Below are 26,148 nucleotides of genomic sequence, written 5' to 3'. Positions count from 1 at the left end.
TATATTTTCAAATCTTTTTTATTGCGCAATAAAACAATTTATATAATACTGTATAAAACATATACATTTAGGAGGATTACAGCAATGTCCGAAAAAACATACGAACTCGCAACCTTCGCAGGCGGTTGTTTTTGGTGCATGGTAAAGCCATTTGACGAGCTTCCTGGCATTCAAAAAATCATTTCTGGTTATGCGGGTGGTCATATAGAAAACCCAACATACGAACAAGTAAAATCAGGGACATCGGGACATTTAGAAGTCGTTCAAATTACATTTGATCCCTCTATTTTCCCGTATCAAAAATTACTAGATTTATATTGGCCACAAATTGATCCAACTGATGACGGCGGACAATTTTTCGATCGTGGTCCCTCTTACCGCACAGCAATTTTTTATCATAATGAAACACAAAAAGAACTTGCAGAAAAATCGAAGCAAACTCTAGCAGAAAGCGGTATGTTTAAAAATCCTATTGTGACTGAAATTCGCTCAGCTGCACCTTTTTATGAAGCAGAGGAATACCACCAACATTTCTATAAAAAGAATCCAGAGAAATATGCTACCGAGCGTAAAGAATCTGGTCGTGAAGATTTCATAAAAGAAAATTGGCAAAAAAAATAATAAAAACGCATCGTGCTTTCTTTTAAAAGTACGATGCGTTTTTATCTTTGAGAAAAGTACCATACAATTAAAAGACCAATCGCTGTTAATGTCCAAAGTACTATCTCGTTTTTCACTCTATTCTTTTTCTTCGTCATTTCATTCCCTCCTTATAGCTATTAAACATATTCAAGGTTTCCTTTGTTTGATTGTCCACTTGATGAATGTGAATAAATCCGTACATATTCTTATAGCAAGACCACCAATTATTCCGATTGCAATCGCGATTAATAACATCGTTCCAAAACTAAGAGAAGTTGTGTACGTTATGTAGAGAACGATACATACAAGTGAAAAATCTGGTAAAGAAAGTAAAAACTTTTTAAACATTTCTTCACCTCTCCTATGCTTTATTTGTAAATTATATCTTCTACTGTAGCTTTGAATAAAGTTTGTTCAAAAATACCATGTGAACTCTCATTTTATGAAAAAAATAAGAACCCCTTTTGAAAAAGGATTCTTATTCAGTAGATTTAAGCTTGATTATTTTCTACATATCTTATTCCATAATTACTCCTGAAATAGAATAATATTACTGGTGATTTGTTGTAAAGTAAATATTGTTATTCCTCATCAACAAATATTTAGACTGACAAAATGGTTGTATCGTCCATTCACTTCTCATTGCACGTTCGGAACGTATTAATTTTTCAAATGACTCTAAACTAATGCCGCCATCCTGAAAAAATCTTGTAATTAATAGATTGATGTTCAGATAAATGGACAAAGCGGTACAAGCACCACTTAATTGAATAAACTTATTTCTAGAACAATACCCATTAACTCGTTCAGTGATTCTCTGGCTTGTTGTTATTAAAAACTAATTGCTGGGCAGTCGGATACCGTGCCAGCTGTCTACATCGCATTGGCCATATTCGTTATCACCCACTACTACCACCGTGCCGTCTGATTTAAGACCGACTGTATGGGCACAACCCGCCGCTATCGCTACAATATCGCGCCAATCACTTACATCACATTGACCATGTTTATTATTACCCACAGCCGTCACTATGCCGTCAGATGTAAGACCAATTGTATGATTACTCCCTGCCGCTATCGCCACAATATCGTGCCAATCACTTACATCACGTTGACCATGTTTATTATTACCCACAGCCGTCACCATACCGTCTGATTTAAGACCAACGGTATGAAGATAGCCTGCCGCTATCGCCACAATATCCCTCCAGCCACTGACATTGCATTGGTCATACCGATTATTACCCATAGCCGTCACCGTACCGTCCAATTTAAGGCCGATAGTATGCCAGTCGCCTGCTGCGACCACCACAATATCACGCCAGCCGCTTACATTGCATTCACCTTCTTTATTTCGCCCCACTGCTACCACCGTACCATCCGATTTAAGACCAATGGTAAGCCGCCAACCCGCCGCCACTGTTACAATATTATTCCAGTCGTTTACATCGCATTGGTTATGCTTATTCCACCCCACTGCTACCACAGTACTGTCAGTTGTAAGACCGATTGTATGAGTATTACCTGTGTTCGTCGCCATATGAACATTCCCCACCACGACCGCTTCAATATCACGCCAGCCGCTTACATTGCATTCACCTTCTTTATTTCGCCCCACTGCTACCGCCGTGCCATCCGATTTAAGAGCAACGGTATGACCACGACCGGCCGCTATCGTATCTTTAGGCCACCGTTTCACCTTTAACACCTCATCTTTCGGTGAAATGTAATCCATGTTTTACCTCCTTCAAAATAAGCAACTGTATTGAAATAGATATTTTTATCAAACTTTATTTTTAATCTACATCTACAAAGGAAATCTATTACTACTTCTTCAAAAAATAAAAACCTCCAGTTTAAGTACTAGAGGTCTTCTATTTATTTCTTCAATCTCTCAATAAAATCCTGTAATTTATCAAGCGATTTCATGTTATGGTTACAAGCAACACCATCTTTGCAAATATAATTGCCCTTTTTAACAAACGTTCCTGGGATTTTTCCTTTTATTTCAACTAAAAACATCCCTACTTCTTCATGCCCATGACATAATGAACAAATACTTTTTTTATTTATGCTTTGGAACGTTCCTTGTAGACCAACGAACTTATTATTGTTTTTTGCAATTATAAATTTCCTGCTTGTTCCTTTATCAATCCAGCTTAAATAAGACGTTTCTTTCATATTAATTTCTTCCATATCAGGAAGTTTTAATTTTTTCGCCTTAGGAAATAATTTTTTTAACGTTTGTGCTGTAACTTCCTGAAATGGTATTACATACGGATTTATTTTCAGTAAAAACGATTCTGCATCTTCTCTATTTTCAACTGTTAATACCGTATCAATTAACTCTTTCTGTTCATCCGTTAAATTCTCAAATACATGTATTATCTTTTCAATTGCAAGTGATTTTAACGCTTGAATTACTCCTCTATCATTTGCCGTCGCATGTCCATTTGCTAAAATATAAGCTTGTGACTTTATAAAATTATATTGATCACTTCTAATAAAAGCTTCCATCTTTATCACTCCATACAAATTGTTGATCTAGTTTTATTGTATACAATGATTCAGTTTTTTGATATGTAAAAGATAATTTAGAAATGAACATTGCATAGACATGCCTCTAGAAATTGTTTTTTTATTACTATTTTAATCTTTTCATCTCCTGACAAAAAAATCCATCATCTGTTTTCCATTCCGCATATAATACATCCTCAAATTTAGTAATCCCTTTTTGCTTAATTTGCTTATAAAGCCATCCCTCATCAAAACCTGCTTCCCTCAAATTATCCTTAACTACTTTTCCGTCACTAATTAATGAAATGGGTAAGTATACTGGCTTATGTTTTAAACTTAAATCATTTATATTGGGAGTTTCATATTTACTTTTTTTCAGAACGCTTATGTTTCCGTTAGGTTCCAATATCATATATTCAACTTCTCGGATTGAAAAAATATCTTTTTGTTGTCTTAGCATTTGCTGTAATTGGTTGATGTCCAAATGATTTGCACTTAATTGCTCTCGGTCAATATGCCCATTACGAATGATAATAGAAGGGTATCCTTCAAAAAACCTTCTTGTTCCTCTTATTTTTTGCGTTATCACTTCTATTGTGTAAATTAATATGACCCAAACAAATACTGAATATAAAATAGACCACACTTTAATTTTAGGATCATATATTGAATTTCCAACAAGCTCACCAAGAACGATAGCAGAAATAAAATCAAAAGGCGTTAGCTGAGATATTTGTGTTTTCCCTAATATTTTTGTAGCAATTAATAGAACAAAAAAACCAACTAAAAGCTCTATCGTTATTTGTCCAAGATGATTCATAGTTATTCACCTTTCTGCTTTAACCCGCACTCTATGTATTCTGTTTAATACATAGACGTTGCATTTTTGATATTATCATGCCCATCCATATTCAATACATACAAAGTAAAAAGAGTCTGATTCAAAATAATATTCGAATCAGACTCTTTTACTTTTGTTTATTTAGAATACACAATCTTTTTAATCGTTTCTCCGGAAAGAAAATATTCTTCTGCTAATTGATGAATTGCAATTCCACTTTTAAAAGCGTCTTTAATTGCTTTATTTCTTTCATCCAGTTGTTTTCTTCCGCCAGATCGTGTACCCCATTTATAATGTTTTGTTTCTTGTTTTGGAATGTAAATTGTTTCACCTTGTATATACTTTTGAATTTCAGCAATTAAACTTTCCGGTAAAACGGCCTTAGCCTTTACGTATTTCATTTCTGCTCGCCCCTTATTTTTTATGGTTCATTTCAATAAGGTGCAAAGCCAAATATAAAAAATGATACGAGCTCATTTTGGCGATTGATTGTATATTACTTGTCTACCTCACGCAAAGTATCGCCATTTCCATACTTGGCTTTGCATGAGACGCTGCAGTGTCTGGCAATTGAATTGTAATCGCCATATAAGCACCTCCTAATATACCTTTTGCATTTTATTATATGATAAATTCCCTCTCCTTGCATCTTCACAATTTTTGAAGCAACAAGTTACACAGTTTGATATAATACTTTTTAATCGAATCAAAAAGTATAGTGAGGTTGCGTTATGAAGAAGAGAATAATCATTACAATAGTTACAATATTCATTATTACTACAGCTTTATTCGGAACATACAAATTAATGAACGCAAGAAGCTTTCAATTATTTGGAGACTTAACAAATCGCATTAAAACGAATGAAAAAGTGATTGCTTTAACTTTTGATGATGGCCCTACTAACAATGTAAAACAAATACTACCACTGCTAGATAAGTACAATGCTAAAGCTACTTTCTTTGTTATCGGAAACGAATTAGAAAACAATTTACCATTAGGTAAAGCGATTGTTCAATCTGGACACCAACTTGGAAATCATACATATTCTCATAACAGAATGGTTTTTAAATCACCTTCTTTCATTAAAGAAGAAATAGAAAACACAAATTCATTAATTCGCCAAACAGGATTTACCGACGAAATTGATTTTAGGCCACCCAACGGTAAGAAACTAATAGGACTACCATACTATTTAAACAAAAATAATATTGAAACTATCACATGGAATCTTGAACCTGATACTTTTTATAAATCTGCAACTGACAAAATTGACTACGTCAACAAGAATATAAAACCTGGTTCTATCATTTTATTGCACTCTATGTACGATAAATCTAATGAAAATCTGCAGACCATTGAAGGTATTTTAGACTCTTTATCTAAAAAGGGGTATCAATTCGTAACAGTAAATGAACTGCAAAAAAGAGAAAAATAAAAAGGTAGCGTATCATACCAAGATACGCTACCTTTCTTTTTATATAATTCCAAGTACATTTAGGAATACGATAATAATCGCAATTGGTGCAATATAGCGAAGTAAGAATAACCATAATACGAATAGTTTATAGCCTTTATTTTTACTTACACCAAGCTCTTTCATTAATACATCTTTCTTCATTTTCAACGGAACAAAGATGGAAACTAATAAAACACCAAGTGGCATTAGTATGTTACTAACCGCATAGTCTGCTAAATCAAAAATTGTTTTCCCAAATGGTTTCACATCACTTAACAAACCGAATGATAATGCTGATGGTACCCCAACAACAAAGATTAACAACCCAACAATTAAAGCCATTTTTTCACGTTTTCCTTTGCTTTTACCTTTTGTTGTTAAAGATGCAACGCTAATTTCTAACATCGAAATTGCTGATGTAATAGTAGCAAAGAAGAATAGTAATAAGAAAACGATGAAGAATAATTTTCCAAACGCCATTTTACTGAAAATAGCTGGCAATACGATAAATAATAGTCCTGGTCCTTGAGATGGTTCCATTCCAAATGCGAACACAACTGGGAAAATTGCAAGTCCTGCAAGTAATGTAATAACAAGTGTTAAAGCTACGATAGAAAATGCTGAACGCGGTAAACTTTCTTCTTTCGGTAAGTATGAGCTATACGTTACCATAACGGCTACACCGACAGATAGCGAGAAGAACGATTGCCCCATTGCATATAAAATGATTTCTGATGTTACGTTTGAGAAATCAGGTTGTAAGAAGAATCGAACTCCTTCTCCAGCACCGTCTAACGTAAGTGCACGAACAATTAATATAAAGAATAAAACGAATAGCGCTGGCATGAAATATTTATTTACTTTTTCAACACCATTTTGTACACCTTTACTTACGATAAAAATAGTAATAAGGATGAATAATAGCTGTGATCCAACTGCTAAATACGGATTGGAAATGATTTCACCAAACGTAGCTTCGTATGCTCCATTCCCTTCCCATAGTCTACCTGTAATTGCATTCCATAAGTATAATAAAATCCAGCCCCCTACAACACTGTAGAAAGAAAGTAATATGAAACATGTTACAATCCCTAATTTACCTAACCACGGCCATAACGTTTTAGGAGCAATCTCTCTATACGCATCAACAGCCTCTTTTTGTGTACTTCTTCCAATAACGAATTCAGCTAATAATAGCGGTAAACCAATTAATAATGTGAAACCGATGAAAATAAGGAAGAACGCTCCGCCTCCTCCGATTCCGGCCATATACGGGAATTTCCAAATCGCCCCAAGACCAATTGCTGAACCTGCTGCAGCTAATACGAAACCTAATTTCGATGTCCATTGCTGTGAATTCATCTTTTTATCTCCTCTCTTTTTCTATTTTTATTTTACAATTCAGTATTTATATTGTTCTATCAATACTCTTTTCTAATACACTCACTTCCTCCCTAATAAAAAACGCCCCTACGTAAATACGTAGGGACGACAAAAAATATCGCGGTACCACCCTAGTTATGAAGATACAACAAAAGTAAGCCCTAAATAAAAACGCCCCTACGCAAATACGTAGGGACGATAAAATATCGCGGTACCACCCTAGTTATGAAGACACAACAAAGTTAAGACCTAAATAAAAAACGTCCCTACGTAAATACGTAGGGACGATATATATCGCGGTACCACCCTAGTTGTGAAAAAAATCTTCACCACTTTATTTGATAACGGTATGCACTACCGTCTTTCATTTCCTCACAATGTGAGATTTATGAAAGATGCTCCAGGACGAACTTCATGAATAATCTATATACTGATTCACACCAACCATCAGCTCTCTGAAATAGGGAGATTTTCACTACTATACCCTTTCATTGCTCAAATATTATTTTCCGAATTGATTACTATCATTTTTATCATACATTAAAAATAGTGTCAACTTATATTTTGAAATTTTATGCATTACATTCTATTTTAAAATTCAAAATATGACTTTTAAATGAATAGTATTAGAACATTTATGGTTTATACTGTATTAACTTCTCTAACAGGTTTATAGTAGTATACGATAAATGCAAGGCAGCACGAGTAGGAGGAAAGAATTTTGTCTACTTCAAAAGTTTTAAAGGGTACTGCTTTATTAAGCGGTGCAACAATGATTTCACGAATTTTAGGTTTTATATACTTTTTCCCCTTTCAATTATTAGTTGGAACGCAAGGGGTCGCTTTATACGGATATGCATACTCTTGGTACGGTATTTTATTAAGCTTTTCAACAGCTGGTATTCCAATTGCCGTCTCAAAATTTGTTGCAAAACATAATGCGCTTGGTGATTATAGTACAAGTAAAAAATTGTATAACTCGAGCGTAAAATTGATGTTGTTTATGGGCTTTTTAGGATTTTTAACTTTATTTATTGGAGCACCGTACATATCACAATTTATTATTCGCTCGAAAACACCAGATCCACAATTTATCGCCGACGTAACACTTACAATGCGAGCATTAAGTTTCGCGCTTATTATCGTACCAGCTATGAGTGTTACACGTGGTTATTTCCAAGGCTTTCAACATATGAAACCAAGTGCTGTTTCTCAAGTTGTGGAACAAATTGCGCGCGTTGTTTTCATTTTAGTTGGTAGCTTCATCGTCTCCAAAATATTAGGAGGTTCAGTAGCTTCTTCTGTTGCAGTTGCTACGTTTGGCGCTGTTATCGGGGCACTTGCCAGCGTCTCTATTTTAATGCTGTACTGGAAAAAGTATAACGGATTAAAGCCTCCTGAAGGTGAATTGAAGTCAAGGGCATCCGATATTCCATTAAAAAATATTTATATGGAATTACTTCGATATGCAATCCCAATTGTATTTGTTGGTATTGCAATTCCACTCTATACGTTAGTAGATCAATATACCGTTGCTGATGTCCTTAGAGCGATGGGAGAGCCTTTAGAAACCGCGAATGCCGTTTTCGCTTATATAACGAACTATGCACAAAAGTTAATTATGATTCCGGCTTCACTTGCAACTGGATTCTCATTAACGATAATTCCAGCTATTACGAAATCTTATACAAGCGGGAAGCTAGATGAATTACAAGGACAAATTTCAAAGATATTTCAAGTATTGCTATTCTTCACTATCCCAGCAGCATTCGGTTTAGCTAGTATCGCTTACGATGCATTCCGCATGGTTTATGTAAATCCTGAAATTGCACTTGGTGGATCACAATATTTAATTTCATTTGCACCGTCTGCTATATTAAGTGCGATTTTCACAGTTTCAGCAGCCATATTACAAGGAATTGATTATCAAAGAAAAACAATGATTGCATTTTCAGTCGGTATTCTCGTTAAAATTGTGCTGAACACACCACTTTTACACTTATTCGGTGGACATGGTGCTGTACTTGGAACAATTCTTGGATATCTCGTTTCAAATATTATTATGTTGTACTGCATCGTTAAGTTTGCGAAATTTAAAATTGGCGAAACAGCAAAAACAGTATTTCTTATTACGATTTACTCCGCGGCAATGTCTGCTGTTGTAATCGCATTAAGAGCATTTATAGGCTGGATTATTCCTGGCCAATCTTATATAGAATCACTGATTATTGTGTTTATATGCGCATCAGCAGGAGGACTTGTTTATCTTTTATTCGTATTAACAAGTGGACTTGCTTCGCATATTCTCGGTGATCGTATTCAACGTTTACCTGTACTAGGGAAATTAGTTAAATAAAAAAGAAGAGATGTAACTTGTTGTTACATCTCTTCTTTTTACTTCGCATATTGAATATGCTTTTGTTGTTCAGCAATATTTAATTTTGGAGCATATTGTTCTACTAAATGTAATACCTCTTCGATTAACACTTCTAACTCCTGTACACTATACTCCGGTTCCCCTATCAGCGTATTTGCCATACGCTCATATAGATTTTCAGGTTTAATACTCATTCGTTCCACATTATCTGGCATCCATTTAAATGCAGGATGATGCACGTACATTCGGTTCATTCCAAACAAGACCCCAAATATATTTCTTTGTACTTCACAAATAACATCATAAAGCATAAGCCAATCTTTTCGTTTCAAAAGAGCCTCTCGATTATGCCAACGATTGCTTAACCAAAGGTTTTCTGAAATCATCCTTTTCGCCAGTTCTTCTGGATATGCTTCAACTCTATCTTTTAGAGCATGTACTTTCACTTCTCCATACAAACTCACACCATCATGAACCGATGATACAATACATTGTTTCTCATAATTTATATCATGCTGCTCTATAACTTCTGAAATAACCTTTTCTACTGTCACTGTTAAAAAATTACTAATCTCTAGTTTAATTCCTTCTTTCGTCAAATATGTTTCCGACCATTCTTCTTCCTCGTAAGGATGATATGACAAAATCGTTCCACCAATATTGTTAATAGGTCCTTGACGATCCTCATCCTCTGGCGGTGCTGACCATAAAATATGTAATTCAATATCTGAATGTTCATCTTCTAACTTTCTAGCTACAGATCCTGCTAAAATAATAGCTTCGACTTTCGGGTTTTGCCTATAAATCTCCGACATTTTTATCGCTTTCTCTTTTAATCCCATTTCATTTCCCCCTAAAACTGCAGTACTCCCCTTACTTTTCATTTATCTATTTCAATATTCCGCATTACATTACCTTTTCAAATTCCTACTAAATTATATTTCTACCCAATAACGCTGAACAATTTCGCCAGTATGAGTAGAAACTACTTCATTTTCTAACACACCGCCAACCTTTTGAATCGTTTTAGCAGAACCAATATTAGATTTATCACAAGTTATTAACACTTTCTTCAATCCTAATTTTTGCGCTTCAGCCAATGAAAGTTGAAGTTGTTTAGTAGCATATCCTTGGCGACGTTTATTAGGATGCACACTATAACCGATATGACCGCTTTCCAGCAATAATTCTGGATTTAATCGATGTCTAATATTCACAAAACCTATAAGTTCTCCTTTTTCAAAACTTAAAAATTGACTAGATGGTACTCGATTAGATGGTAAGTTTTCTCCTACTTCTTGTATACTCACTTTTTCAAACCATTCATCAAGAGAAGCAAAATTTTGTAAAGAACTACTACCGTGTGGTTGTTCTCCTGAATTTAAAAATGCCTGCCTATACTCCATAATTTGTTCGCGATATTCGTATGTCAGTTTTAATAGTTTCATTGTCATTCTCCCCACTCATCCATTCTCTATTTTTCTAAAAGAAACACCTTAATAGAGGATTTTCATCCTTACTATTAAGGTGTTTTCATCATTTTTATTCAAATAGCCCCATACTTAAATAACGTTCCCCTGTATCAGGTGCAATACATAAAACCTTTTTACCAGCACCTAGACGCTTCGCTATCATAATTGCGGCGTAAACAGAAGCTCCTGAAGATGGCCCTACTAGTAATCCTTCTTGTCCTGCTAAGTTCCTCATTGTAGTTAATGCCTCTTCATCTGCAATTTGAATAATTTCGTTATACACTTCTGTATTTAAGTTTTTTGGAATAAAACCAGGACTTGTTCCGACTAGTTTATGAGGGCCTGGAACACCACCAGATAACACTGGTGATCCTTTCGGTTCTACTACTGCAATATATAAGTTTGGTAGTTTCTCTTTTAATGTTTCACCGGTCCCTGTAATTGTTCCACCTGTTCCTGCGGTTGCTACAAATGCATCAAGCTCTCCATCCATTTGTTCATAAATTTCAAGTGCAGTCGTATAACGATGAACATCCGGATTTGCTGGGTTTTCAAATTGCTGCGGAATAAAACTATTTGGAATTTCTTTTTGTAACTCTACCGCCTTCGCAATTGCTCCTGGCATTCTTTGTTCTGCCGGTGTTAAAACTACTTCTGCGCCGTATGCCTTCAATAAATTAATACGCTCTTTGGACATATTGTCTGGCATAATTAAAATTGCTTTATATCCTTTGGCTGCTGCATTCATCGCTAAACCAATTCCTGTATTTCCACTTGTCGGTTCAATAATTGTATCACCTGGCTTAATGAGACCGTGTTCCTCCGCAATATGAATTAAATTAAAAGCAGCACGATCTTTCACACTGCGTGACGGATTAAACATTTCCAGTTTTACATACACATCCGCCGCGTCTTCTGGAATAAATTTAGATAATCGAACGACAGGTGTATCTCCTATTAATTCTGTAACGTTTTCACATACTTTCATAGCGCATCTCCTATTCTATCGTTTTCTTATCATTTGGCAGTAACCATGAAGTTAGTCCAATTAATGGTAAACAACTACATAATAGCATAATAAACTGAAGACTATACATATCAGCCAATTTCCCAAGAACTACAGCACCTAATGCTCCAAGGCCAAACGCAAGGCCGACAATTAATCCAGATACCATTCCAACTTTACCTGGAACAAGTTCTTGTGCATATACAACGATTACACTAAAACTACTAGAACTAATAAATCCGATGCATAAAAACAACGGTACAACCCACATAAGAGAAACGTGCGGTAACAATAGTGCAAGCGGTGCTGAACCGAGCATCGAAAAGACAATGATCTTTTTCTTACCGAATCGATCCGCTAGCGGACCACCAAAGAAAGTACCTAATACACCAGCAATCATAAAAGCAAAGACGAAATACTGTGCATTTTTTATCGATAAACCGTAATGCTCTATTAAATAAAATTGATAGAAATTCCCGATACCAGCACCGTACCAAGAACGCACGAATGTTAGAAAAACAAGAAGTATAATAACAAATTTAATGTGCGTACTTACAATCGCATTTTCAGCCTCAAGTGCAGCCCTCTTTTTCCTTCTTACAGCACCAGTCGCTAATTCATTTTTATACCAATTTGAAACAAAAAGTAACAACACAATCCCTACCGCTGCGAAAGCAGTAAAACCTAGAGAACCAATTTGACCTAGTGGAACGAAAATGAGCGCTGTAAAAATAGGTGCTAGCGAATTCCCTGTATTTCCTCCCACTTGATAAATCGCTTGTGCTAAACCACGTTTGGCACCTGCTGCCATATAAGCAACCCGGGCACCTTCTGGATGAAAGACTGCGGAACCTAATCCAATAAATAAAACAGAAATAATAACAATAATAAAATTCGGGGCAAACGCGAGCCCAATCATTCCAAGCATGCTCGAAAACATACCGAGTGGTAATAAAAATGGTGACGGCTTCTTATCTGAATACATACCAAAAACCGGCTGCATAATCGATGACGTCATATTTAACGCGAACGCTATCCACCCTACTTGCATGTAGGATAAATTCATCGTTTTTTCCAAAATAGGAAACAACGCTGGCACAACTGCTTGCATCGAATCATTTAAAAAATGTCCGAAACTAATCGCAAATAATATTCGATATATCGTCGGTGTTTCCACTGCACTTTTTTGTGAAACTGCCTGCATATACGAATCTCTCCTTCCTGTACAAAATATATATTTATTACAGTAAGTGTAATAAATTCTGAGTTTTGAAACATTTCTATTCTATACTGGTTTCGTTTCTATTTCCAGAAATTCAACTTCTAAAAAAATATATTTTTTCTATATGCTTTGTCGGATTTATTTATATGAACTCTCTGTGTTTTCTTTTATACTGGAACAGGACGAAAGGAAGGCTTGCAACTATGAAGAAAAAGACGACCCTAAAACATATTAGGATCGCCTTTTCTATTAAATAGCAAAACGCTTATACTTCTCATAATCACTTGTCTTACATTCTAGTGCCATTTTCGTACCTTCGTTTTCATAACTCGTAGATAAAACGTGTGCATGATTGTTGAAATACGAAACTACCTGTCCTTGATCATATGGAATTAACATTTCACACTTCGTATACTCTTTATAAATGTGTGAACGAACCACTTCTACAAGCTCTTCAATTCCAACATGTTTCTTCGCAGATAGATAAACGCGATCTTCTTGCACTTTCGGAATTTCAACATCTACCAAATCTGATTTGTTGTATGCATAAATCGTCGGGATATTTTCCACGCCAATTTTCTTTAACGTTTCATTTGTAATATCAATCAATTGCTCATAATTGGGATTTGAGTAATCTACGACGTGAATGAGTAAATCTGCTTCCGCCACTTCCTCTAGCGTTGAACGGAATGCTTTGACAAGATGATGCGGTAATTTACTTACAAATCCAACTGTATCTGTTAATAAAAATGATTTATTATCTGGTAAATCAATATTTCGTACAGATGTCTCTAACGTCGCAAATAACATATCTTTTTCAAATACTTGTTTCTCTACAGTACCATTAAAAATTTCAAGCATCGTATTCATTATCGTTGATTTACCTGCATTCGTATATCCTACTAATGACACAACTGGAATTTCATTTTTCTTACGTTGTTTACGCTGCGTTTGGCGCTGTGCAACAAGTGCTTCTAATTCTTTATTTAGAGCTGCAATTTGTTCTTCAATTTTACGACGATCTAATTCCAACTTCTTCTCACCGACACCTTTATTTTTCGTGCCAACTCCCCCGCTTTGTCTTCCTAAAGATTCACGAAGACCAATTAAACGAGGCATCATGTACTGAAGATGGGCCACTTCTACTTGCAACTGCGCTTCTTTCGTTTTCGCACGTTGCGCAAAGATATCTAAAATTAAAATGGTACGATCAATTACTTTACAATCTAAATCCTCTTCTAAATTTCGAATTTGTGAAGGAGATAATTCGTCATTAAAGATGACCATATTTGCATCTACTTCTTTCACATACGCTGCTACTTCTTCAATCTTCCCTTTTCCAATATAATGCGACGGATTTACTCGTTGTAAATTTTGCGTCACTTGACCGATTACTTCCACATCACAAGCTTCCGTAAGATTCGCTAACTCTTCCATCGAATATGCAAAATCAGCTTCCTTACCTAAATTTACTCCAACTAATATTGCTCTTTGTAATAATTCTTCCATATATTTATTCCTCCATTTCGATTACGTAAATAAAAAGCACAGGTCACTGCCTGTGCTTTCGTAAACGGATAAGGGTTCACCAAAGAAATAGAAGAAAGCAGTGCTTTCGTCCTATAACATGGTCAAAAAGTCCTAAGATAATATACGTATTCACACCAAGTGTTCACCTATACTATCCCATTCTATTTTTAAAGGCAAAACAAAAAGAGGGCGTATTCGTCCCTCCCTCTTTTTCACATATAAGCTTAATAAAGGGTTCCTTTAAAATAGGCAGACCAATCCCGTTCACTCTGTACACAGACAGAGCCTTTGAGCGCTATTCAATTATTGGCACAAAGTGTTGAGACGTAATCTGATTAAGATCAAAGGAAGCCCCTCCGTTCATTTCAAGTTATATAAAGTGTAGCATAAGTAATTCGCTTTCACAAGATTTAACAGACTATATCACTCTAAAGAAAATCTTTATATTCTTACTTTAATCGTCATTTTTTGCGAGTTCTTCTCACAATAAAAATAACAACAGCAATTATCAGTAACACACTTATAGAAATGATAGCAACTTGCCACCAACTTAAACCGCTCACTATCTCACCTTTTAAATCCACTTTCTTCGTTGGAGTTGACTCTTTTGCAATATGACTTAAAGTCTGTTTCTCCATCTTTGCATCATCTAATCGCTTCGTTCCACTGCAGATAGATGTCCCTAACTTTTTCTCCCCTGTATAAGAAGAAAAGACTAGATACTCTCCCCCCTCTGCAAAACGAAATGTACAGCTACCAAAACTTGTATAAATGATAATTTGCGAAGAACTTGTCCCTTTCCAAATTTTCTTCACTTCAAATAATGTTTTCATTTCTCCATCTTTCTCTTGAACTTCTAATACCTTACCTTCAAACACTACATCATTTTTTTGTAACCTCTCTTCTGGTGATGCTTTAGTACAATCACAAGCATAAGATTTCTCTGACGAAATAAAAAAAGTAAAGCTACAAATTAAGACAAAAGGCAATAAATAAACGATTCTTTTCAAGAATCTCAGACCCCTTCACATTATCAATTTTAGAAACTTTTCGTATATTATTTTTACGTCATTCGCCAAATTCCTCCATAGTGAATTAAACATTATCGTTTCAATACAATAAAAGTCTTTATCGACATTTTTATAACCTGATATCAATATCAGGTTATAAAAATAAGTTAGGAGATGTTCCTATGAATTCTAAATCTCGTATTGCCAATTGGTACTTATATTCCAGATTAAATATTGTCTAATAACGATTTAGAAAAGAAGGAAATTTAAATAATGGAGATACACTTTTACTGTACGGTTTTGGCGGTGGACTTACGCATTTAGGGCTTATCGTGGAGTGGGATTTAAACTAAAATTTCCTTTTATACAACTAACATTACGGTAAATGAAATCATATTAATGTTTTTTCGAATATATCTATCACAACTCATAATATATCAACGATTCCAGTTAAACTATTAGTTAATCACAAAAAAGCGGCATTCAAAGATTGGTTACCTCCCTTTGAACGCCGCTTCTTTTATCTAAATTTTATTTACCTGTCCGAGACCATATCACAACTGGAACAAGCAGTAAGGCTACAGCCCCTCCTGCTAATGATAATGCCGCATAACTTGAATTAGCTACTACCATTCCTGACATTGCTCCACCTGAAGCTCCGGCTAACGCAATAAAAACATCTATTTTCCCTTGTGTTTTAGCACGTGTAGAAGGAGTTGTGGAATCAACAATTTGTGCTGTACCACTAATCAATCCGAGATTCCACCCTAATCCAAGTAAAGAAAGAGCAACAATTAATAATAGTAAAGAATCACTTGGTGCTATCGCAGCTATTACACCCGCTGCAAGTAAAATCACCCCACCAGCTATACTCATCGTAGTTCGGCCAATTTTATCAATTAACATTCCCGTAACGAGAGATGGAAGATACATTGCACCTACATGAAAACCGATCACAAGGCCTACTGCACTTAAACCATGACCGTGGTGTCCCATATGAACTGGAGTCATCGTCATAATCGCAACCATCACTATTTGAGTAAGTATCATAACGATTGCTCCGACGGTAATGCCCCTTTTATTTTCTAACGTTTCATTAGTTACCGATTGTCCTTTATATGTATGTTCCTGTTTATATCTTTCTATTATGTTAGCAATAATTAACGGATCTGGACGAAGCATAACGAAAAGGACAAGACCCGCAAGTATAAATGCCGCTGCTGATAATATAAACGGACCCGCAAGGTTAGGAATTCCAATTGAATGCGCAAACTCTCCCATTACGCCTACTAAATTCGGTCCTGCAACCGCACCAAAAGTCGTCATTACCATAGTAATACTAATAGCGGTTGCTCGCTGCTTCTTATCCGCTAAATCGGTACCAGCATAACGAGCTTGTAAATTTGTAGCTGTACCTGAACCATATATGAGTAAAGAGACTAGTAATAGAATAATATTATTTGTTAAAGCAGCCAATACAACTCCAATAGCCCCTAGTCCCCCTACTATAAACCCTGTTGCAAGTCCTATTCGGCGACCATATTTTTGCGATAACTTCCCAACAAAGAAAGCCGCTACAGCGGATCCCATTGTAAACATAGCAGCCGGTAATCCTGCATATGCATCTGTTCCAAGCATTTGCTGTGCAAGAAGTGCACCTACTGTAATTCCAGCAGCTAATCCCGCCCCGCCAAACATTTGTGAAATACTTACGATTATTAACGTTCGTTTGTATAATTTTTGTTGCTCTTCTTCTGTATACATATGATTACTTATTGAAGCATCCGCCTTATCTAGCATTTTCTCACCCACTTAATAAAATTCATTACTCTTGTTAATGTACTATGTTTAACGTTACATATTCAATGTCATTTTTCATCCGTCGCTTTAATTATTAAAAAATCTCTAACTATACTTTACTTATCTCATGCTATATTAAAAATACTACTATTCACAATATACAAGGAGAAAACAATGAAAAAAACACTAGAATTATGCGAAGCTTGCAAACATAATCCAGTACAGCAAATAGAAGAATCTGATGAAGCAAATCAACCTTATAAATTATGTAGCCAATGTCATGAACGTCTTATCTCGTTATCTCTACATCCAAATGAATGGTACAATCTTGCAATCGTTCATTCACCTTATAAGTATTATTTGCACGACGATTTTTATGAAGGAGATGGTGAAGCGACGCAACCAGAATTAGAGATGGATGAGCACAAACTTACACCCGCGCCTACTTTAGAAGAAGTTCGCTCAAACTTTAAAAACTTACTTGATTACACAATGACTCGATGGTTTCTTCAAGAAGAAGAAATTGAAGCTCTTAATATGTACGATAAAAGCGAAGTATTGGATGCTGTTATGAACCGCTTTTCTAACACGATAAATAGTGTAATTAAAACTCGATTACTCGAGGTTGTTATATGTGTATTAGGAGAAAATGCCTCAGATTGGATAAGAAAACTGTGGAAGGAATTTGATGAAGATTTAATTGCACCTCTTTCACACGCTGCCGCTCACTGTTTATCATTTGAAGAAGCATTTCCTTTAGTAATAGAAAAGCTAAAATCAGTATTAGAATGTGAGCTTCCGATCACTTCCTTCATTTGTTTACATTCTTTTCAATCCTCAGCAATGTTAGATTGGATAGAGGAAAATGCAGTATCATTTCATAACGATTGGGGACGATTAGCTGCAGTATCACAACTAACTTGGAAACGGATTAAATCTTGGCTAACAAAAGGACAACCATTAAGTTTAATAGCACTGGAAGCAATGGTTAGCTGTATACCTTCAAATGAAGATCTAATACATGAAATGAATCCCAAAGTTTTATTAACAGATCCATCAGAAATAGAACCTATTTTAATAGCTTACAAAGAAAAAGACAGTGTTTCTAATGTCAAAAAAAGTGTTGAAACTATTTTAGAAAACAAAACGGAAATATTTCAATATATGAACCCTTTACAAATATCTATTAAGAAGAAACCGAAAGAGTTTTTAGTTATAGATGACGTAGTACAAATTCATGAAAATAGACTGGATGAATACGTAGACTTCATTAATACAAACAACTATACAAATGTTTACATTAATGACCTTAGGTATAGTATCGACCAAATTAATTTTCTAGAACGCTGTCCCAAAATAGAAGCGTTACAAATTAATAGTACATACATTACCGATTATTCAGCTTTATATAAATTAAAAAACTTAAAATCTTTATCACTAGAAGAACCAAAAGTCGCTCTAAACTTAACAGCACTAGAAAGCTTTAAAAATATAGAGGAACTTTACATACAGTGGAATAAAAACATTACAGGGTTCGAATCTTGTCCTAACTTAAAAGAACTATACATTTGGAAATACAAACCGAAACAAAAAAATCTTGAAGAATTAATGTCTTTACAAAACCTTGAAAAACTAAGAATTACACAAGGGAACATTAACTCATTAGAAGGATGTAGAGCATTTCCTAAATTAAAACATTTAGAACTCAATTATTTAAGAAATTTAGAACATATTGATGAAATTGAAAACAATGCTTCAACTTTAAAATACGTCGAATTCGATCATTGCAGTAAAATTAAAAATCACGACTATTTTCGTTATTTAACAGAGTTAGAAACGCTCATCTTATCAAATTGTGGTAACATACAAAATCTACAATTCATTAAAGAGCTACCAAAGTTAAAACATTTAAGCTTCGTGGATTCTAAAGTTGTAGATGATAATTTAGAACCTTGCATCGGCATAGATTTTGTTGGTTTTAATAATAAGAGGCATTACAGTCATAAGTTTAACGAATTAAACCCAGATTTTTCATACTAGCGTAAAGAAAAACAGGCTGCTATTAGCCTGTTTTTCTTTACACTTCCTCTACCACTCTTTCCCTTCTCTTTTTACTCAAAGCCTTGCCTTCCCAAAATAACAAACTTACTAAAGCACAAACTAAAATAATTGGAACACTCGCTTTATATAAATCTGTAAAACTCGTAGCCATCTGATTTTGAGCATAATGATTCACGTCATTTGAAAATACGAGTATTTCTTTCTTTATATTCTCTTCTTGTTTTTCAACTTCTTTTGTTACTCGATTCGTAACTTCTTCTCTTTTTATCTCTCTATATTCTACTGGAACTCCGCTTAATACTTCATCCACCTTTTTGTGAATTAATTCTTCTTTTTTCTCTTTATTTAGCCCTACAAATGTTCCGTTTTGTTTCTTTTCTACATTTGTTTCTATACTTTGTTTCTCTATCTTTTCTTTTGTTACTTTTAATATTTCAGTTTGCTGAGCACTATCCACATGAATATTACGCACTTTTTCTTCTGCATAACGATATACATTCTCTTTATTTACAGATAAGTTGTGTGTTAAGTTAGATACAAATATCGCTACTGCTAATACAATACCTACTTGACGTAACATCGATACGACAGTTTGAGAAGCAGTTAATAATTCCCCTTCAAACGAAGATGCACTTAAAACTGTAATTGGCCCCACTACTAAACCATATCCAACACCTAATATCATACATGGAATAATAATTTCTATATTTGTTGAGTTAACGTCAATCATTTGCAACCAATAGTAGGATAGGCCCATAACAAGAAACCCTGACAAAATAATAGTTACTTTTCCAAGTTTTTTAATTAAAGTTGCTGCAACAGGTGAGATGAAAAATATCATAGCTGAAATAGGTGTCACTAAAAAAGCAGCTTCAATTTCCGTTCGGTGTTGTATTTTTGTCAGGAAAGTTGGAAGCAACACAGTTACTCCGATTAAAAATAAATTACTTAATACAACAACGATAGACGCTCCTACAAACATTCGATCTTTAAATAATTTTAAATTCACCATCGGATTATGAATCTTTCGTTCCACTAAAACAAATAGAATAAGAGAAATAGTGCTAATGGCATAACAAGACCAAGCGATATTACTTTGCCATCCCCACGTATTGCCTTTCACTAATACGAGAGTAAAAGAAAAAATCGCTAAACTACTTAATATAAGTCCAATCCAATCAATTTTTGAAATAATACGTTCTTCATTTTTTACTTGTAACATAATACAGCATAAAATGATTCCCAGAATACAAATCGGAACATTGACGAAGAACACCCATCTCCATCCTACATTTTGCGTAATAATTCCGCCTATTACTGGACCAAGTGCAGCTGACAATCCTTGCGTTACTCCTAAAATAGCAAGTGCAACATGCCTCTTTGCTAACGGCATAGCTGATACACCAATTACCATACTTGTCGGAAATAAAATTGCTGCTCCAACACTTTGTATAAAACGAGAAAAAATGAGGAAGTCACCTGTATTAGCAAAAGCACAAAGTACTGACCCACCACCGAAAATCACCAAACCAAGAATATACATCTTTGCTTTTCCAAAAATATCAGCTATCCGTCCTAGCGGAATTGCGAGTACCGCAATAGTCATTGTATATACATTTAATACCCATGACATCTTTTCTAATGAAGTATTCACACTTGTTTGTATAGCTGGTAAAGCTATATTCATAATCGTTGTATCAATCATACAAAGAAAAATACCTAAGCACATTAAAAAGACAATTTTCAGTCCCTTTGATTGCTCCATGTTCATCTACCCCTTTATTTATTTTGAACACATTTTTCATTCTTCTGTTTTATTATTTTCTTTCGCTTCTAACTGCTCTAACTTCCTCTTCAACGTCTCTACTTGTGCACTATATGATGCAATACCTACATCGAGCGAAATTTCTTCAACGAAAGTAATACCTTCTCTCCATTGTTCATATTTCAAACGAAGATCTGCAATGTACGCTTCTTTCCTTTCAATTTCGTCTTCAATCCATTTTTTTATCGCCTTATCATCACTATAATTGCCAAAATACATCCTCATTAAAAAATCTGAACGTAAAACGTCTTTCTCTACATCCGTTTGCATGTATTGATAAAACTCTTCACGCCCTTCATCTGTAATAAAGTACATTTTCTTATTCGGTTTCCCTTCTTGCATAACAACCTCTTTTTTTATTTTCCCCTCTTTTTCTAATTGTCTTAAAGTTGGGTAAATCATTCCAAAGCTTCCATCAAAAAAATGAGTAAATACATCTTCAAACAAAATTTTAATATCATAACCAGACAATTCTTTTTCCATTAATAAACCTAAAACAACATCTCTTCCCTTCAAAATAAGACCCCCACATATTATATAATCAATAATCATATTAACAATGTTAATATGATTATTGATTATATATCTTATTCTGTAAATTGTAAAATGTTTCTAACTAAAAAAGCTGTCCTGTAATTTGGAAAAACCAAATTACAGGACAGCTTCTCTTCATATTTCCTATACAAAACTTTTTACTATTTAACTCCTACATCTTGCATAGATTCAGTTTCCTTTTTCTTACCTTCTTTTATTTCATAATAATACGAAGGTAATTCTATATTATGTTCTAAGAAATAATCCTCAATTAATGAAATAATTACTTTCAATGTTTTCAAACGAGCGTATAATTTATCATTACTCGCAATAATATGCCATTTCGCATTCGGCTTATTTGTGTTTTCAAACATGTCTTCCATTGCTTCGACATACTCATCCCATTTTTCACGATTACGCCAGTCTTCGTCTGTAATCTTCCACCTTTTAAGAGGGTTGTTCTCTCTTTCTGTAAATCTCTTTAACTGTTCGTCTTTACTAATATGATAGAAAAACTTTCCTATTATGTAATGATCATCTGTTAATAGCTTCTCGAAATCATTAATTTCACCATACGCCCTCGTCCACTCTTCCTTTGTGGCGAACCCTTCAACACGTTCAACTAATACACGCCCATACCATGAACGGTCGAATATAGTAATTTGCCCATATTGAGGAAGTTTCCGCCAAAAACGTTGCAAATAATGATACCGTTTTTCATGAGGAGCAGGCGCACCAATTGGATTTACTTGGAATCCACGCGGATCAAGATGTTCAGTCACTCGCTTAATCGCTCCGCCTTTACCTGCTGCATCCCAACCTTCCATAACAAGCATAACAGCTATTTTTTCTTCTTTTAAAATTTGCTGTAGTGCCAATAAGCGCATTTGATATTTTTCAAGTTTCTTATTGTACTTAGATTTCGAATCAATTCTTTTCGTTAAATCTACTTTAGCAAGATGCTCTTTTTCCATCAAACGAATCCCCCTTGTTATATGACAATGTTATTTTAACATATTTATTGGTAATTTTTTCATATTAACATTCTTTTGATTCATACGTGGGACTCTCCATCTTCAGTTTAATAAATTGATACAAAGGCGTTCAATTACATACCAACAAACATATGTAATTGAACGCTAGACACAAAAAATGCTGTGTAGAAAAATCTCTACACAGCTTCCTTATCTAATTCCCCTTAATATATCACTTTAATGGCATTTATCTTTTGACACATCCACTTATACTACAAACTAATTACCGGTGGAATACCTGCTTCCGGTAAAAAATAAGCAAACACTGTAAAGCCGATAATTAATATTGCAAATAACGACGTTTCAACTCCAACCAGTATTGTAAGAAAGATAGCAGTCGAACTCTTCCTTATAGAGCTAATAATTGAAAATATCGCAAGAAATAGACTTAGCATCACAATGCTTGTATATAAAACTACCGCATACCAAAGGTTAACTTCCAGTAAAATACCCGAAATAAATATATAGAAAAATAAAAATTGTAGAAAAATACTACTCCCCGTGCTTACTAGTACTTTCAATATAATGTTCTCCCTTACAATTCACTCTGACTGGATTTGGTGTGTAGCAGCCAGCATATGGATCGCGTATATACCAGCTATTAAGCAAACGTGCCAAGTATAACCGTAGCGAATACTATAATGATTCCTAAGCCGAGACTCATACCCCTGCCCCCTTACATTATATGGTATATTTTCTCAAGCAGAGCGAATAATAACAAATAACTTTGTTAAAGAATGGGGGTTTTTCAAAATGAAACGAAAAATAATATCTCTTTTCGTCCTTATATGCTTAGCACTACCAACACAAGCTAGTGCATACACATTTCAATCACTACCAATTGCGTCAAAGTCTAAACAGTGGTATATCGAAATTGACAAATCTCATAACTCAAACAAGCAAGCGGTGCAGCCAAAACAAGGTGTATATGATACATATAGTTTACTCTTAAAAAATATTGGTAATGATGTATCAAATGTATCCGTAGAAATACTTGATAACACACCTACATCTAAAACTACCTTTAATCCTACTACATCAAATAACAACGTTTCAAAAAGTCATACAAGCTTTGACTACATGGTATTCCCATTAGACTTTAATAGCCATAATTTTAAAATCGTCATTACTTGGGAAGAAAAGAATTTCTCTTACAACGGCCATCCAGTACATGAGAGTAAAAAAATGAAACAAACATTTGTGTTTAATGAAGAGTAAGTCCTAATTTGATTAGGGCTTACTCTTTATTTACAAAACCAGATTGAATTGCTTCTGTCACTTCTGTTGCAATATCTATTTTTGTATCGTCTACACAAATTTTTTTGTCCCAAACATGTACGGAAGGCACTTCATTAGACAAATGCTTAATTAAGATGAATCGATTATATGTCATTTTATTTTCTATAGAAGTCGCAATATACACCGTAAAATTCTTTGCTTCAAATACCTTTTCTTCCAAAACGTATTTACATCCCAACTCTGCTACTACTAAATCGTTTAGGTTTTCTATAGTCATATACCATATCCCCCTTTTAGCCTACATGATCAATCGAACCGCCGAATACTTGGTACAGACAATGCCATTCCAATTGTTATGAGTACTAAAATAGCTAGCGTTATAATTGTTATCTCTCCACCTATTACAGTAGCTAACCAGCCTACAACCACATATCCTAATGGCAATAAAGCAAATGAACCTAACATATCAAGGCTTGCCACTCTTCCAAATGCTTCTTCTGGTACAAGCTCTTGTAAACTTGTTTCCCAAATGAGCCCAAATATCATAATACCGAATCCTTCAATTGCCATTAATCCAATTAAGGCAGGTGCCCAAGAAACGAAAGGCATAATTAACAGTGCCATTCCACTTATTAACACACCGCCATATGCAAGTAATCCTCTCTTATGCCACTGCTGCCTCCCACCAAAAATTAGCGCTGCAATTACAGCTCCAGCACCAGAAGCAGCCATACCCAATCCATATACGTAAGCTTCAAAATGATGATGAACATTAAACAACCATGGAATTAATACAACGATAATACCTGCATAACAAATATTAACGAAAGAAAAGACTAGAATAGTAATCCACAACCACGGATGGCTTTTTAGAACAAGAATCCCTTCCATAAAATCTTGTTTATAATTAACTTTATTTCTTTCAAATTTCTGTACTTTATTAAACTTTATTTCTTTTAAAAATAATAAACATACAAATGATAGCAAGTACGTTACTGCATCCAATCCAAACCCAATTCCGGCGGATGTAACTGAAACAATCAACCCTCCAAGAGCCGGTCCAATTAATCGTATACCCTGATTACTCATTTGCGTTAATGCGTTAGCTGCATTTCGAATTTCCGGTACAAATACCTTCGCTCTTACAGCTGAATATGCCGGCTGAAATATACCTTCCATAAGTCCATATAATGCAACAAGTACATATAAAAGTGGAATCGTTAAAACGTCCATAAATATAAGTGTTGCAAGTAATAGCATTAATATGCAGCGGATTATATCTGTAAATAACATCAATTTCACCCGGTTAATTCGATCCACGACCAATCCAGCAAACGGTAACGCAAGAATATTAGGAAGCATGTACATTGCCATAGTCATTCCCATTACAACTGTTGAACCAGTTAATGAATACACAACGACTGGGAGAATGACCATCGTGATCGAACTACCTAAAGTTGAAAGTAGTTGCCCAATCCATAAAAACTTAAAGTGTAGTGACACTTTAACTGGCAATAACAATTTACCGACATAACTTAAATTTTTCTCTGTTGGTATTTCTCCTTGCATATCTCTCTCCTCTTTTCAAATGATTATAGACTTTATAATTAATAACCGAAAATTAATAATATTCTATTTTTAATTATATAAGAAACTATTATGTTATGGTAAAATTATCAAGAAAAGATAAAGGAGAATACATTATTATGCCTCAAAATTCTCATAACATCGAGCACCGCATCTATACAATGTGTATAATCCAGCGAAATAATGACGCTTTACTTATAAAACGCCCCGACCATCGAGGTTTTCCTGGCTACATAGCTCCTGGTGGAAAAGTAGATTTCCCAGAAAGCATATTACAAGCTGCTATACGAGAATCGAAAGAGGAGACCGGACTCCACGTTTCTAATTTAATTTTCAAGGGGTTAGACGAATATGTAAATCCTAAGGAAAATGTTCGATATATGGTATTTAACTATTGGACAGATTCATTTGAAGGTGAACTCCTTTTGAATCCTCCTGAAGGCGAATTATTATGGGTACCAATTGATGAAGCACTAAATCTTCCTATGCAAGATTGGTTTAAAGAGAGATTCCCATTATTTTTTGAAAAAGGTACGTTTGAAATTCAACGTGTTTGGGACCGAGACTTGGATAAACAAGTTGCGATGACAATTACGCATACGTAAAAAAGC

Annotated in this window: 25 protein-coding genes, 1 pseudogene and 1 other annotated feature; of the genes and pseudogenes, 7 read left to right on the top strand and 19 right to left on the bottom strand. The window is 34.7% G+C overall.

The genetic code is table 11. From position 1 onward, the window contains the following. The first annotated feature begins 84 nt into the window (after positions 1 to 84). Positions 85 to 621, top strand: a complete 537-nt coding sequence (gene msrA / locus EXW56_RS09070) for a peptide-methionine (S)-S-oxide reductase MsrA (protein ID WP_002200925.1) — start codon at positions 85 to 87, stop codon at positions 619 to 621. A gap of 168 nt (positions 622 to 789) precedes the next feature. Here the strand turns inward: msrA and EXW56_RS09065 are convergent, their stop codons facing one another. The 5 genes from EXW56_RS09065 to EXW56_RS09045 form a co-directional block, all read right to left on the bottom strand. After that, positions 790 to 990, bottom strand: a complete 201-nt coding sequence (locus EXW56_RS09065; RefSeq protein WP_002200927.1) for a hypothetical protein — start codon at positions 988 to 990, stop codon at positions 790 to 792. Between the two features lie 490 nt (positions 991 to 1,480). After that, positions 1,481 to 2,377 carry an RCC1 domain-containing protein gene (locus EXW56_RS09060; protein WP_215597379.1) on the bottom strand — a complete coding sequence of 299 codons (897 nt, stop codon included), beginning with the start codon at positions 2,375 to 2,377 and terminating at the stop codon, positions 1,481 to 1,483. A 143-nt stretch (positions 2,378 to 2,520) separates the two neighbouring features. Further along, positions 2,521 to 3,159: a FusB/FusC family EF-G-binding protein gene (locus EXW56_RS09055; protein ID WP_002200929.1), complete on the bottom strand. Its 639-nt coding sequence runs from the start codon at positions 3,157 to 3,159 to the stop codon at positions 2,521 to 2,523. 127 nt (positions 3,160 to 3,286) lie between these two features. Next, entirely contained in the window at positions 3,287 to 3,979 is a 693-nt protein-coding gene (locus EXW56_RS09050) for a DUF421 domain-containing protein (protein WP_002158372.1), read from the bottom strand. Between the two features lie 158 nt (positions 3,980 to 4,137). After that, on the bottom strand, positions 4,138 to 4,401 hold the full coding sequence (locus tag EXW56_RS09045; RefSeq protein ID WP_000878314.1) for a CD3324 family protein: 264 nt from the start codon (positions 4,399 to 4,401) through the stop codon (positions 4,138 to 4,140). Between the two features lie 330 nt (positions 4,402 to 4,731). Here EXW56_RS09045 and EXW56_RS09040 point away from each other — a divergent pair, with 330 nt between their 5' ends. Next, a complete protein-coding gene (locus EXW56_RS09040) occupies positions 4,732 to 5,436 on the top strand; it encodes a polysaccharide deacetylase family protein (protein WP_088098934.1) in 705 nt (234 codons plus the stop codon). Positions 5,437 to 5,475: 39 nt separating this feature from the next. Here EXW56_RS09040 and EXW56_RS09035 read toward each other — a convergent pair whose 3' ends face one another. Further along, complete coding sequence (locus tag EXW56_RS09035; RefSeq protein WP_002158375.1) at positions 5,476 to 6,819, bottom strand: sodium-dependent transporter; 1,344 nt, start codon at positions 6,817 to 6,819, stop codon at positions 5,476 to 5,478. A gap of 298 nt (positions 6,820 to 7,117) precedes the next feature. Further along, positions 7,118 to 7,341: a binding site (T-box leader), on the bottom strand. Positions 7,342 to 7,561: 220 nt separating this feature from the next. Between EXW56_RS09035 and EXW56_RS09030 the strand changes: the two genes are divergently transcribed. Further along, positions 7,562 to 9,196, top strand: a complete 1,635-nt coding sequence (locus tag EXW56_RS09030) for a putative polysaccharide biosynthesis protein (protein ID WP_002200932.1) — start codon at positions 7,562 to 7,564, stop codon at positions 9,194 to 9,196. Positions 9,197 to 9,234: 38 nt separating this feature from the next. On the opposite strand, the gene EXW56_RS09025 is transcribed toward EXW56_RS09030, so the two are convergent. The 6 genes from EXW56_RS09025 to EXW56_RS09000 all read right to left on the bottom strand — a co-directional run bounded on the left by EXW56_RS09025 (position 9,235) and on the right by EXW56_RS09000 (position 15,457). Beyond that, the gene (locus EXW56_RS09025; protein WP_016104497.1) at positions 9,235 to 10,059 is read right to left on the bottom strand and encodes a DUF4037 domain-containing protein; all 825 of its coding nucleotides are present in this window, start codon (positions 10,057 to 10,059) and stop codon (positions 9,235 to 9,237) included. 93 nt (positions 10,060 to 10,152) lie between these two features. Then, entirely contained in the window at positions 10,153 to 10,665 is a 513-nt protein-coding gene (locus EXW56_RS09020; protein ID WP_002200934.1) for a GNAT family N-acetyltransferase, read from the bottom strand. Between the two features lie 94 nt (positions 10,666 to 10,759). After that, positions 10,760 to 11,677 carry a cysteine synthase A gene (gene cysK / locus EXW56_RS09015; RefSeq protein WP_002200935.1) on the bottom strand — a complete coding sequence of 306 codons (918 nt, stop codon included), beginning with the start codon at positions 11,675 to 11,677 and terminating at the stop codon, positions 10,760 to 10,762. Between the two features lie 10 nt (positions 11,678 to 11,687). Further along, the gene (locus EXW56_RS09010; RefSeq protein WP_002200936.1) at positions 11,688 to 12,899 is read right to left on the bottom strand and encodes an MFS transporter; all 1,212 of its coding nucleotides are present in this window, start codon (positions 12,897 to 12,899) and stop codon (positions 11,688 to 11,690) included. Between the two features lie 267 nt (positions 12,900 to 13,166). Further along, the gene (gene hflX, locus EXW56_RS09005; RefSeq protein WP_002200937.1) at positions 13,167 to 14,426 is read right to left on the bottom strand and encodes a GTPase HflX; all 1,260 of its coding nucleotides are present in this window, start codon (positions 14,424 to 14,426) and stop codon (positions 13,167 to 13,169) included. A gap of 482 nt (positions 14,427 to 14,908) precedes the next feature. Continuing rightward, positions 14,909 to 15,457, bottom strand: coding sequence for a cobalamin biosynthesis protein CbiN (locus EXW56_RS09000; RefSeq protein ID WP_215597378.1), 549 nt, complete (start codon positions 15,455 to 15,457; stop codon positions 14,909 to 14,911). Between the two features lie 251 nt (positions 15,458 to 15,708). Here EXW56_RS09000 and EXW56_RS08995 point away from each other — a divergent pair. Further along, positions 15,709 to 15,810 (top strand): annotated as a pseudogene (locus EXW56_RS08995) (3-oxoacyl-[acyl-carrier-protein] synthase III C-terminal domain-containing protein); the annotation flags it as partial. 178 nt (positions 15,811 to 15,988) lie between these two features. On the opposite strand, the gene EXW56_RS08990 reads toward EXW56_RS08995, so the two are convergent. Further along, a complete protein-coding gene (locus EXW56_RS08990; RefSeq protein WP_002200939.1) occupies positions 15,989 to 17,257 on the bottom strand; it encodes an MFS transporter in 1,269 nt (422 codons plus the stop codon). Between the two features lie 174 nt (positions 17,258 to 17,431). On the opposite strand from EXW56_RS08990, the gene EXW56_RS08985 reads away from it, so the two are divergent. Beyond that, positions 17,432 to 19,297 (top strand): leucine-rich repeat domain-containing protein, encoded by a 1,866-nt coding sequence (locus EXW56_RS08985; RefSeq protein WP_002200940.1) that lies wholly within the window; start codon positions 17,432 to 17,434, stop codon positions 19,295 to 19,297. A 37-nt stretch (positions 19,298 to 19,334) separates the two neighbouring features. Here EXW56_RS08985 and EXW56_RS08980 read toward each other — a convergent pair whose 3' ends face one another. The 4 genes from EXW56_RS08980 to EXW56_RS08965 all read right to left on the bottom strand — a co-directional run bounded on the left by EXW56_RS08980 (position 19,335) and on the right by EXW56_RS08965 (position 23,232). Then, positions 19,335 to 21,083, bottom strand: a complete 1,749-nt coding sequence (locus EXW56_RS08980) for an MFS transporter (RefSeq protein ID WP_215597377.1) — start codon at positions 21,081 to 21,083, stop codon at positions 19,335 to 19,337. 36 nt (positions 21,084 to 21,119) lie between these two features. Further along, positions 21,120 to 21,659 (bottom strand): PadR family transcriptional regulator, encoded by a 540-nt coding sequence (locus EXW56_RS08975; protein ID WP_002200942.1) that lies wholly within the window; start codon positions 21,657 to 21,659, stop codon positions 21,120 to 21,122. 179 nt (positions 21,660 to 21,838) lie between these two features. Next, positions 21,839 to 22,651, bottom strand: a complete 813-nt coding sequence (locus EXW56_RS08970) for a polyphosphate kinase 2 family protein (protein WP_002200943.1) — start codon at positions 22,649 to 22,651, stop codon at positions 21,839 to 21,841. 272 nt (positions 22,652 to 22,923) lie between these two features. Beyond that, the gene (locus EXW56_RS08965; protein WP_215597376.1) at positions 22,924 to 23,232 is read right to left on the bottom strand and encodes an alpha/beta hydrolase; all 309 of its coding nucleotides are present in this window, start codon (positions 23,230 to 23,232) and stop codon (positions 22,924 to 22,926) included. Between the two features lie 232 nt (positions 23,233 to 23,464). On the opposite strand from EXW56_RS08965, the gene EXW56_RS08960 reads away from it, so the two are divergent. After that, positions 23,465 to 23,929, top strand: a complete 465-nt coding sequence (locus tag EXW56_RS08960; protein WP_002200945.1) for a hypothetical protein — start codon at positions 23,465 to 23,467, stop codon at positions 23,927 to 23,929. Positions 23,930 to 23,948: 19 nt separating this feature from the next. Here EXW56_RS08960 and EXW56_RS08955 read toward each other — a convergent pair whose 3' ends face one another. Then, the gene (locus tag EXW56_RS08955; RefSeq protein WP_002158391.1) at positions 23,949 to 24,227 is read right to left on the bottom strand and encodes a hypothetical protein; all 279 of its coding nucleotides are present in this window, start codon (positions 24,225 to 24,227) and stop codon (positions 23,949 to 23,951) included. Positions 24,228 to 24,256: 29 nt separating this feature from the next. Then, positions 24,257 to 25,519, bottom strand: coding sequence for an MFS transporter (locus EXW56_RS08950; RefSeq protein WP_215597375.1), 1,263 nt, complete (start codon positions 25,517 to 25,519; stop codon positions 24,257 to 24,259). A gap of 137 nt (positions 25,520 to 25,656) precedes the next feature. Between EXW56_RS08950 and EXW56_RS08945 the strand changes: the two genes are divergently transcribed. Beyond that, the gene (locus EXW56_RS08945) at positions 25,657 to 26,142 is read left to right on the top strand and encodes an 8-oxo-dGTP diphosphatase (RefSeq protein ID WP_215597374.1); all 486 of its coding nucleotides are present in this window, start codon (positions 25,657 to 25,659) and stop codon (positions 26,140 to 26,142) included. The last annotated feature ends 6 nt before the right edge of the window (positions 26,143 to 26,148 follow it).

The sequence above is a fragment of the Bacillus mycoides genome, assembly GCF_018742245.1.
GTDB classification, from domain to species: Bacteria; Bacillota; Bacilli; order Bacillales; family Bacillaceae_G; genus Bacillus_A; species Bacillus_A cereus_U.
The sequence above is the reverse complement of the archived record's forward strand: the minus strand, read 5'-3'. Positions and strand labels throughout refer to the sequence as shown.